The 11,638-nt window shown below is 34.1% G+C and carries 8 protein-coding genes; 4 read left to right on the forward strand and 4 right to left on the reverse strand.

The annotated features are described in order from the left end of the window. Positions 1-151 precede the first annotated feature (151 nt). Positions 152-1,159: a 3-oxoacyl-ACP synthase III family protein gene (locus FNW52_RS08250; RefSeq protein ID WP_143376973.1), complete on the reverse strand. Its 1,008-nt coding sequence runs from the start codon at positions 1,157-1,159 to the stop codon at positions 152-154. A gap of 401 nt (positions 1,160-1,560) precedes the next feature. On the opposite strand from FNW52_RS08250, the gene FNW52_RS08255 reads away from it, so the two are divergent. After that, positions 1,561-3,972: a S9 family peptidase gene (locus tag FNW52_RS08255; protein WP_143376974.1), complete on the forward strand. Its 2,412-nt coding sequence runs from the start codon at positions 1,561-1,563 to the stop codon at positions 3,970-3,972. Between the two features lie 164 nt (positions 3,973-4,136). On the opposite strand, the gene FNW52_RS08260 is transcribed toward FNW52_RS08255, so the two are convergent. From FNW52_RS08260 to FNW52_RS08270, 3 genes are all read right to left on the reverse strand, one after another. After that, the gene (locus tag FNW52_RS08260; protein WP_143376975.1) at positions 4,137-5,081 is read right to left on the reverse strand and encodes an ABC transporter ATP-binding protein; all 945 of its coding nucleotides are present in this window, start codon (positions 5,079-5,081) and stop codon (positions 4,137-4,139) included. 129 nt (positions 5,082-5,210) lie between these two features. Continuing rightward, positions 5,211-5,900 (reverse strand): OmpA family protein, encoded by a 690-nt coding sequence (locus FNW52_RS08265; protein WP_143376976.1) that lies wholly within the window; start codon positions 5,898-5,900, stop codon positions 5,211-5,213. Positions 5,901-5,917: 17 nt separating this feature from the next. Beyond that, the gene (locus FNW52_RS08270; protein ID WP_143376977.1) at positions 5,918-6,427 is read right to left on the reverse strand and encodes a lipocalin family protein; all 510 of its coding nucleotides are present in this window, start codon (positions 6,425-6,427) and stop codon (positions 5,918-5,920) included. A gap of 168 nt (positions 6,428-6,595) precedes the next feature. Between FNW52_RS08270 and htpG the strand changes: the two genes are divergently transcribed. The 3 genes from htpG (at position 6,596) to FNW52_RS08285 (ending at position 11,044) form a co-directional block, all read left to right on the forward strand. Further along, positions 6,596-8,497, forward strand: a complete 1,902-nt coding sequence (gene htpG, locus FNW52_RS08275; protein ID WP_143376978.1) for a molecular chaperone HtpG — start codon at positions 6,596-6,598, stop codon at positions 8,495-8,497. Between the two features lie 259 nt (positions 8,498-8,756). Further along, on the forward strand, positions 8,757-9,965 hold the full coding sequence (locus FNW52_RS08280; RefSeq protein WP_143376979.1) for a pYEATS domain-containing protein: 1,209 nt from the start codon (positions 8,757-8,759) through the stop codon (positions 9,963-9,965). A gap of 266 nt (positions 9,966-10,231) precedes the next feature. Beyond that, on the forward strand, positions 10,232-11,044 hold the full coding sequence (locus FNW52_RS08285; protein ID WP_143376980.1) for a hypothetical protein: 813 nt from the start codon (positions 10,232-10,234) through the stop codon (positions 11,042-11,044). The last annotated feature ends 594 nt before the right edge of the window (positions 11,045-11,638 follow it).

Below are 11,638 nucleotides of genomic sequence, written 5' to 3' on the forward strand. Positions count from 1 at the left end.
CCTAATACAATAAGGCAAATGAATAATTTTCCATATAAAAATTAAAACAACCTATGAGGATGTTATTTTTTAATTTTATTCCAAAAAGAAACCCCGAAGTATGGTACTTCGGGGTTTCTTTTTGGAATAAAATCTATAAAAAATCAGATAATTACCATTTTATAATAGCACTTGCCCAGGTAAATCCACTTCCAAAAGCAGCTAAAACCACTGTATCTCCTGATTTTATTTTCCCTTTTTCCCAAGCTTCGGTCAAAGCAATCGGAATAGAAGCTGCTGTTGTGTTTCCGTATTTCTGAATGTTGTTAAATACTTGGTCATCATTCAGTCCAAATTTCTTTTGTATAAACTGCGAAATTCTCAAATTGGCTTGATGCGGAATCAACATATCAATATCCGAAACTTGCAAATTATTGGCTTCGAGCCCTTCATTAATCACCTCGGCAAAACGAACTACTGCATTTTTAAACACAAATTGCCCATTCATGTAAGGGAAATAACTTTCGTCGTTTGGATCATTGTCCGCTATAATGTCGGTAACCCAACGACCTCCCATGCCTGGCGCTTTTACGACTAATTCTTCGGCGTGAATCCCTTCAGAATGCAAATGGGTAGATAGAATTCCTTTAGACAAATCTTCTTCTCTGCTTAAAATAGCAGCTCCTGCCCCATCTCCAAAAATCACTGAAACTCCACGTCCTCTCGAAGTCATATCCAATCCTGTAGAATGCACCTCAGATCCAATCACTAGAATATTCTTGTACATTCCTGTTTTGATATATTGATCCGCCACAGAAAGAGCGTACACAAAACCGGAACATTGATTTCTTACGTCTAATGCTCCAACGGTTCTCAAACCTAAATCACGTTGTACCAAAACCCCAGGTCCTGGAAAATAATAATCCGGACTTAGTGTTGCAAAAACCACAAAATCAATATCCTCTGCAGCAACACCCGAGCGTTCCATAGCAATCCTGGCTGCTTTTACTCCCATTGACGTGGTCGTATCTTCCCCACGGATGATATGGCGTCTTTCCTGAATCCCTGTTCTTTCTTGAATCCATTCGTCATTTGTATCAATGATTTTAGACAAATCATCATTAGTCACTACATTATCTGGGACATAATACCCCAATCCCGTTATTTTTGAATGGTACATACTTTTATTATATTATTAAAATGAAGGTTGCAAATTTAAATATCTTTTAAAATATTCGATGACAAATTACTCTTTTTTTAGCAATATCCAAATTATTAGTTTTTTGCAGCTATTTTACTATCGGGGCGGTATCTTTTTTTATAAACCTGACGGGTTTTAAAAACCCGTCAGGTTTAATAAAAAAAGATACCATTTCCGTGAGGGCTCTAGACATCCTACTAATGAATAGCTTTTCCCTAAATGTAACAAAATTGAATTATTACGACCTATTACGAGACTACTTGTTATTAATCAACAACAATTTAAATTTATGAAATGAGCATGACCGTAAATTGGTCGTTAACACCAATGATAGTATGCGAATTACATAAGACCTATAAAAAAACAATAAATATCAACTTATGAAATTAAGAGTTTCCTTATTCGTATTCCTATGCATGGGTTTATCCGCCATTGCGCAAGAAAACTTAAACTATCAAAAACCCTCCAAATCGATTTTAGATCTGGCTGATTATCAAAGAGCCCCTTCCGTGTCTTTAGATACCAAGAAAGAATACATGCTCTTGAGCTATAGAGCTACCTACAAAACATTAGACGATTTAAATCAAGAAGAATTACGTTTGGGAGGTTTACGAATTAACCCAATAACCAATATTTCGAGTACGGTAACCTACATCAACAATATCAAATTAAGAAAAGTTGCTGACAAAAACGAAATACAAGTTAGCGGTTTGCCAACCAATCCCCGCATCAGTAATGTAGTATGGTCGCCAAACGATAAAAAGATATTATTTTCAAACACCATTACTACTGGAGTTGAATTATGGGTTTTGGATGTAGCTTCCGCAAAAGCAACAAAATTAACCGAAGCAACCCTAAACGCAAATCTGGGCACACCTTTTAGCTGGTTCAATGACAACGAAACTATTTTGGTAAAAATGCTACCCAAAAACAGAGCTGCATTATTAGATTCTAAAAAAGATTTGCCAACGGGACCAATTACCTCTAATTCGGAGGGGACAAAATCACAAAACAGGACTTACCCTGACATGCTGAAAAACAAAAATGATGAAATCAATTTTGAAAACATCATTACGTCCGAATTATATAAAGTGACCCTAGACGGAAAAGCAACTTTATTAAAGAATGCTGCTATGTTTGCAGGAGAGAGAATTTCGCCTGACGGAAACTTTTTAATGATAACTACCATACAAAAACCATTTTCTTACATTGTTCCTTTAAATCGTTTTCCTTCAAAAACGGTCGTTTATAACAAGAATGGTATTGAAATAAAAACAGTAAATGAATTGCCGCTAAACGAAATTATGCCGAAAGGGTTCATGGCTGTACGCAAAGGAAAAAGAGAAATGAGCTGGAGAAATGACAAACCTGCGACATTAGCCTATGTAGTGGCTTTAGACGAAGGAGATCCAGCTAATAAAGTTGATTTCAGAGATGAGGTTTTTCTATGGGAAGCTCCTTTTGCTGCAAACCCAACTTCAATGCTAAAAACACCACAACGCTTCGGGGAAATCATTTGGGGGAACGAAACTGTTGCCATTGTTTCAGATGAATGGTACGACACTCGAAATACCAAAACCTATTTGATAAATCCATCCGACTCAAACCAAAAAGCAAAAGTAATCACGGATAGAAACTCACAAGACATTTATGCTGATCCTGGAAATTTTGAAACCAAAAAAAACCAGTACAATAAGCATGTGTTGGCTATAGAAAACAATAATGCTTTCCGTATTGGAGAAGGATTTACCAAAGACGGACAATTTCCGTTTATCGATGAATTCAATTTAAAGACACTACAATCAAAACGACTGTACACTTCGCTTTACAAAGACAAAAAAGAAGATTTATTAGAAATTGAAGATTTTAAAAAGGGAAAAGTATTGGTTCAGATTCAATCTAAAAATGAATATCCCAATTATTATTTTAGAAACATCAAACAAAAAAATAGCCTAACTCCCATTACTACTTTCGAAAATCCATTTGAAAGCATCAAAAATGTCAGTAAGGAAGTGATCAAATACAAACGAAAAGATGGTGTAGAACTATCTGGAACTTTGTATTTGCCTGAAGGTTATGACAAGGTCAAAAAAGAAAAATTACCATTATTAATTTGGGCTTACCCAGCTGAATATAAAGATAAAAGTAGCGCTGGACAAAGCAATCAAAACCCAAATGAATTTACTTTCCCTTATTATGGTTCTTTTGTATATTGGGTAACCAAAGGATATGTCGTTCTTGATGACGCTTCGTTTCCTATTATTGGAGAAGGAACCACAGAACCCAATGATAATTTCATTACACAATTGGTAGATGATGCCGAAGCCGCAATACATGCCGTAGATGCTTTAGGATATATCAATACCAAAAAAGTGGCTATTGGCGGACATTCTTATGGTGCATTTATGACGGCTAATTTATTGACACACTCCAATCTATTTGCCTGTGGCATTGCCAGAAGTGGTGCCTACAATAGAACATTAACGCCGTTTGGGTTTCAGAGCGAGCAACGCAATTACTGGGAAGTTCCTCAAGTGTACAATACAATGTCGCCTTTTATGAATGCGGATAAAATGAAAACTCCATTGCTTTTAGTTCATGGTGAAGCTGATAACAATCCTGGGACTTTTACGCTACAAACAGAACGTTATTTCCAAGCTTTAAAAGGATTGGGAGCGCCAGTTAGAATGGTACTATTACCCAAAGAATCTCACGGTTATGTGGCCAAAGAAAATATTTTGCATTTACTCTGGGAACAAGACCAATTCTTGGAAAAACATTTGAAAAACTAAAGTGGAAATCCTGACTTTCATTTAACAAAAAAAGAGACAGCCTAAAAAAACTGTCTCTTTTCTGTTACTATTTTGAAGAAAGCGAATTACAATGTTTGCAGATAACTCTGAAAACTGCGACTGTGACTGAAAACTGTTCCCTTATTTTTAGATTCCAAATCTCTCTAAGAAATCTTCAACAGCACTTCTTGATTTAATTCTAAAGCAGTTTCATGCTCAAAGAAAATAGCTTTTCTGTCAAAAGCAGCTTTTATCAAATAACGGCTACCCTTAAAAAAGGATTGTTTTACAATCGCTTTCAGAGAACCGTTTACGTCTATTTTTAATTGATGTGGATACAACAAAATAATCTCATCATCCCCTTCGATGGTCATCAATTGTGACAATTTTAGTTCATTTACTTCTCCAAAAAGAGAGGCAACATATTTATTCAAAGGATAAGTATAAACCTCTGCCGAAGGTCCTTTCTCAATAATTCTTCCTTGATGCAAAACAAGGGTTTCATCAGAGAAAGAAAGCGCATCGGTACTATCATGAGTCGCAATAAAGCAAGTGATTTCTTTTTTCTTTAAGTAAGCAAATAGGTTTCTACGCAGTGCGTTTTTTCTAAAATTATCAATATGGCTAAAAGGTTCATCGAGCAATAACACCTCTGGCTCTAAAGCCAAAACTCTAGCCAATGCTACCCGTTGTTGTTGACCTCCACTCAATAATTTAGCTTTTACATTGGCAAACTCCGTCATTTCAACCATTTCCAATAATTCTTGGATACGGAGTTTTTTTAAGGGCAAAAACCCATTCGAAAGAAACTTACCTACATTTTCGGCAACAGTTTCATAAGGCATCAAATCAAAATCTTGCGCCAAATATTTCATAAATGGCATTCCTGGAATCAAATTATATTTAGGTCCGCGAATCTCCGTTTCATTATAAAAAATACGCCCTTGACCTAAGTCATACATTCCATAAATCAGTTTTAAAAGGGTACTTTTTCCACAACCGCTTTCGCCAAGAATAGCTATATTTTGACCTTTGGCGACTGTGAAATCCACATTCTGAATAATGATTTTTTCGGTATAGCCGAATGAAATATTTTGAACTTGAAGCATTCTATAACATTAAAATTTGTGAGAGCAAATATAGTTCCTTTGCTAAAAAAACTATGTTGATAATTCATTTATATCCAAAAAAAAACTGCTTTATGATAAAGCAGTTTTTAAAACAAAAATAAAATTTATCTATTGTTTATTTTTGGCATCTTCCACCATTTTCGCATTTGCAGTAATAGCAAATTCTACACGACGGTTTTGACTTTGACCTTCTTTGGTATCATTAGAAGCAATTGGATCTGCAATTCCATAACCAGATGTTTTGAAACGACTAGCCATTAATCCTTTTGAGGTCAAATACGCTTTTACCGATTCGGCTCTTTTTTGAGAAAGCGTCAAGTTGTATTCTGGTCTTCCCGTATTGTCTGTATAACCAAAAATTTCAATATTAGTATCTGCGTAAGAATTAAACACAGGTACTAATTTATCTAAATTGGCTCTAGCTTGGGCAGTCAAAGTAGCTTTATTCACATCAAAACGAACGGCATTTTCGTTCAAAACTAAGTGAATACCTTCTCCTACACGCTCTACATCTGCTCCTGGCAAAGCTTGATCTATTTCTCTAGCTTGTTTATCCATACTGTTTCCAATTAAGGCTCCAGTTCCCCCACCTACAGCAGCTCCAATAGCAGCTCCTAAAGCAGCGTTTCCTCCGTGACCCAAATTATTTCCTAATACAGCTCCAATAATACCTCCAGCAACAGCTCCTATTCCAGCTCCTTTTTGAGTATTATTAGCATTTTTCACCGAATCACATCCTGTAAAAAACATACTTAATACAAGCAAACTACTTAAACCTAATATCGCTATCTTTTTCATTTTTATCTCTTTTCTAATTAATTAATTCTTTGAAACTGGTACACTACATCTGTTGGTTTACTACCCACATTAATTTTATCAATCAATTGAAAAGAATTTTCAGATTGATTGGCAACACCTAGAACAAAACCAGTTTTTACCTTTTTAGATTTTAATCCTTCATCCAATATCTTAAGAACAAATTGCCCTTCTTTATTGACATACCATGTAATATCAGACGTAAAACCAGTACAATTAGGACTGTTCAAAGTCATATTTCCTTTATTATTGTTTGAAATAAATTTCCATGTACTTCCCACAAAACATTTTGAATCGGCAAGATTAAAAGAATTTACTTTAATGTAGTCTGATCCTGGATAAGCTACATTGGTAATTTGCCAATTTCCTTTCATCCCAACTTGAGAGGTCTTATCTAGTTTGTTCATTGGAGCATTAGATACTGGTTCTGGCGCAGTGGGAGCTGTAGTCCCCGTTTTACATGCAAAAACCAAAATGGCCATAGTGCATATCAATAGAATTTTTCTCATGTTTTTCAATTTTAAATTAATGTCGATACAAAGGTACATATCAAATAGGTTAAAAATTATTTTTTTATTTATATAATTTACTTACGACAATTTGTCACTTCTATAGCAATTGGTATCCTATTTGAAAGTTAATTTATCCGATTGTAAAACCATTAATAAATATAAAACATGACAACAGGTAAAATTAATGTTTCGGTTGAAAACATCTTTCCTTTAATCAAGAAATTCTTATACAGTGATCACGAAATTTTCTTGCGTGAGTTGATTTCAAACGGAACCGATGCCACTTTAAAACTAAAACACCTTACCAGTATTGGTGAAGCCAAAGTTGAATATGGTACACCAATTATTGAAGTTAAAATTGACAAGGAAGGAAAAAAAATCCACATCATTGATCAAGGATTAGGAATGACTGCTGATGAAGTAGAAAAATACATCAATCAAGTCGCTTTTTCTGGAGCGGAAGAATTTCTAGACAAATACAAAGATTCAGCCAAAGATTCAGGCATTATTGGTCATTTTGGTCTTGGTTTTTATTCTGCTTTTATGGTTGCCGAAAAAGTAGAAATTATCACCAAATCATACAAAGACGAACCAGCTGCACACTGGACTTGCGACGGAAGCCCTGAGTTTACACTAGAGCCAGCGGACAAAACTACAAGAGGAACCGAAATTATTTTGCATGTAGCCGAAGATTCTCTTGAATTCTTAGAAGATTCTAAAATCTCTGGTTTGTTGAACAAATACAATAAGTTCATGCCTATTCCAATTAAATTTGGAACAAAAAAAGAAAAAATCGAACAAAAGAAAGGCGAGTTTGTTGAATCTGAAGACAAAGAAAATACTTTTACAGAAGTAGAAGTTGACAATATCATCAACAACCCAAATCCAGCTTGGACCAAACAACCAACAGAATTATCGGATGCAGATTACAAGGATTTCTACCGTGAAGTGTATCCAATGCAGTTTGAAGAACCATTGTTTCATATCCATTTAAATGTAGATTACCCATTTAATTTAACGGGTATTTTATATTTCCCAAAATTGGGTTCTGATATGCAAATTCAGAAAGACAAAATTCAATTGTTCCAAAACCAAGTGTATGTAACCGATAATGTAGAAGGAATTGTGCCTGAATTCTTAATGATGCTTCGTGGTGTTGTTGATTCTCCAGATATTCCTTTGAATGTTTCTCGTTCAGGATTACAGGCAGATGGTGCGGTAAAGAAAATATCCAACTATATCACTCGTAAAGTTGCCGATAAATTGAAATCTTTATTCACAGAAAACAGAGAAGATTTTGAGCAAAAATGGAATGACATTAAAATCGTTCTGGAATACGGAATGCTTTCTGAGGATAAATTCTACGAAAAAGCAGGAGCGTTTGTTTTGTACCCAACAGTAGATGACAAATACTTCACACTGGAAGAATTAAAAGAAAACCTAAAAGAAAAACAAACCGACAAAGACGGAAAACTTGTTGTTTTATACGCTGGAAATAAAGAAGCACAACACTCTTATATCGAAATTGCAAAAGACAAAGGATATGAAGTTTTACTTTTGGACTCCCCGATTATCTCGCATTTAATTCAAAAAATTGAAGGCGATAACAGCGGTATGCATTTCGTTCGTGTCGATTCAGACCATATTGATAATTTAATCAAGAAAGAAGAATCTACAATTTCTAAATTATCGGAAGACGAAAAAGAAAGTTTAAAAATCGTTCTTGAAACTATTGTACCAAAACAAACTTATACTGTACAACTAGAAGCTTTGGATAGCGAAGCGGCTCCATTTATCATCACGCAACCTGAATTTATGCGTAGAATGAAAGAAATGAGTCAGTCTGGTGGTGGCGGAATGTTCGGAATGGGAAATATGCCTGAAATGTACAATTTGGTTGTCAACACCAACTCTGATTTGGCTACCAGTATATTAAACAACAAAGACAAATCAGCTCAAGAAAGCTTAGTAAAACAAGCCTTAGATTTAGCTAAATTATCTCAAAACTTATTAAAAGGAGAAGCTTTGACCGCTTTTGTAAAGAGAAGTTTTGATTTGATAAAATAAAAATGAGAATAAAACTTTTTCAGTATTTATAATTTCGAAAAAGTAAACCATTAAAGCCTGCGAGTAAAAACTTGCAGGCTTTTTTTTTATAAAACTCCCTCTCACACAAAAAAAAGAAAACCAACCGATTAAAAAACAAGTATTTACATCCGTATTTTATGTTAAATATTTTTCTAACTTTAGAGTCTAATCCATTGTAGTGAAAAACGCTGCTTAAGACTAAAAACGCTTCAAAATAAACACTTAAATCTTTGTACCTATGAAAAACGACAATGATCAAGTTGAAAACCAAAAAGAAATAGAAGAGGCAAAAGTAATCGTTAAAGAGGCAGAAACATACATCACTCTTACGTTATACATGGGACTATTTTTAGGATTGGTGCCTGTTGTCGGCTATCCAATATTCATTCCAGAAATAGGCGGTCGCATAATATTTATTGGACTATTATTGGCTTTGGCTTCATTTATAGCTTGCTTTTTTACCGGTACTTTATTTGGTATGCCCAAAAGAAATAGTAAAATTGGCTCCGAAAATGATTATGCCCTCAATAATAGTTTAGTCGAAATATCCGATTGGTTAACCAAAATAATAGTCGGACTTGCATTAGTCAATCTAAAAGAAATTCCGAGTTATTTTCTTGATTTAGGCGAATATGTTAGCGCATCTACAAAATACAAAGGCGAATTATTAAATATTTACACCATAAGCACCGTTATTTATTTCGGTTTTTTAGGATTGTATATAGGGTACAACTATATGCGCTTAGTACTGTCTAATAAATATAAAAAAGTCGATAATCGTTTAATACGTAAGGCGCTTGAAGAAGAAAAAACAAGATCACATAAGTTAAAAGAAGAGAGCAATCAAAAAGATTTAAAAATAAATCAGATAGAAAGTATTATAAAAGACAAAGAACAGATTGCAGAAACACTACTAAAAAAAATTAATGAACCCGAAATACTCCAAACTAATATAAAGTCAGCAGTTCAAAAAATGATGCATTCTAAAGATGTCAATGACTACAAAAAAACCATTGAACAATACATTGATAAAATGATGGCCAATGCAAAATTAAAACTTCAAAAAGGATTAACCTTTAATAATAGCGACCCTCAAAATGGGCAATGGGGACTACATGCCATCAATAATGAAAGAGAATTAACCGCAACTGTCATTGAAGAAACAAAAGGTTTGTATAAAATTAAACTAAAACTTATATCAACAAATCCAGACAACAATCCTTTAGATTCATCCGATTTAGTACTTTTTGCACTATATAACACATTTGGCGATCCTCCGATCCGTCTTGTCAAAGTAGAAAACCAATGTGCCGAACTTGAGTTGTATTCCTACGGGGCGTTTACCGTTGGCGCATTTGTAGACAAAGGCACAACCGAATTAGAACTTAACTTAGGCAATTTACCAGATGTATCCTATTATTTCAAAACAATTAATTCCATAATTTAGAAAAAGAAAGCTTAGAATAAATAAACAAGAAAAAGTTATCGTTGCGACAAACTATCGCTGCTATCTTTAAATTTTGGCTTTGGAGTCCCAAACATAACCGACATAACATCAAAATAAATTCAACTATTTACCAAATAAAATAAAACACATATTTACCTACATTTGAAGCACATACTACACATTTTTCATCTCAAAATCTTTTTTTTTCTAAAAAAAAATTATATTAGCACACCCAAATAATAAACTTAAACCTAAAATTATTTTTTATGAGAAAAATTAGATTTTTATTTCCAGTATTGAGTATTCTTACTTTATCAGTTGTTTCCTGTACTAAAGAAGATATCGTTGCTGCATCAGACACAACTCCTGTAGTAGCATCAGCAACTATTGATGTCATAAATGAATTGGATATTCAAACTGGGACTCAAGTCTCTTTTGAAAAATTAACTTCCAAAAAAACTGAAAAATCATTAACCAGTTCTTGTGCAATAGTTACTATGGATCCACAAACAACAACTTTTCCTAAAACATTTTATGTTAATTTTGGAGACGGATGTATTACAAACAGTATCACCAGAAAAGGAAAATTGAAAATCACTTTTTCTGGCTTAATAACTGTAGCTGGAAGTACAATGACCGTAGAAAGAGTAGACTACTCTGTAAACGGGAACAAAGTAGAAGGCAAAATAGTTTACAAAAACACAACTGCGAGTCAAAATGTACCGCAATGGACAAGAAGTATAACCGATGGTAAATTCACAAACAGCAAAGGAGAAATCTATTTAAACTCGGGAACACATACCGTTAAACAAACAGCAGGTGTTTCAACTCTTTCGTTAGACGACAACACCTATGAAATGACCGAAGGAACTCACACCGTAACTAAAGGAAATGGTGCAAAAATTATCTTAACTATTTTAGATCCAATTGTTAAAAATCATTCTTGCGATTATGTTTCAAAAGGAAAATTAAAAGTAGAAAGTACTCTTTTAAACGGCGTAATCGATTATGGTAATGGCGATTGTGACAACAAAGCTACCTATACACAAAATGGCATAGCTTTTCCAATTACATTGTAATTATAATACTTAAAATACTTAGAGAGGCTGTCGAAAAGACAGTCTCTTTTTTTATAAGCAATTTCAGCACAGTCCCAATTATAAGGTATAAATAAGTCTTATAATTTATTTTTTTAAAAAAAGTTCATTTAAGTTGGATTGCTTCGAATACATAAATGTCATACAAAAATTACGTAGAAGTGTTTATACCCACGTAACACATAAATTCTCTTCATTACATCTAACTCAGCTTTTTACATCTACAAGGAATGGGACACAATCACTAGCACAAATCTATGCATCATTTGGGCATGACCACAAGGGTCGGGCTTCCCGAAAGCTTTCGGGACATTATATCTTTTCTTTTCCTAAAGGAGGAAAAGAAAAGGATGCCATTCCCATCCCTCATGCAATTCCGTTTTCAGAACAAGTTTTCTGTAATCCAGATCCCATATTAGCCTTTTAGAATTGATCCCAAAATGTGTCAAAATAGAAATAAAAAAAAACTCCACTTAGCATTAGCTAAATGAAGTTTCTTGTACTCAGAGCGGGACTTGAACCCGCACGAACATTGCTGTTCACTGGATTTTAAGTCCAGCGTGTCTACCAATTTCA

Source organism: Flavobacterium sp. ZT3R18, assembly GCF_007097385.1.
Taxonomy (GTDB): Bacteria; Bacteroidota; Bacteroidia; order Flavobacteriales; family Flavobacteriaceae; genus Flavobacterium.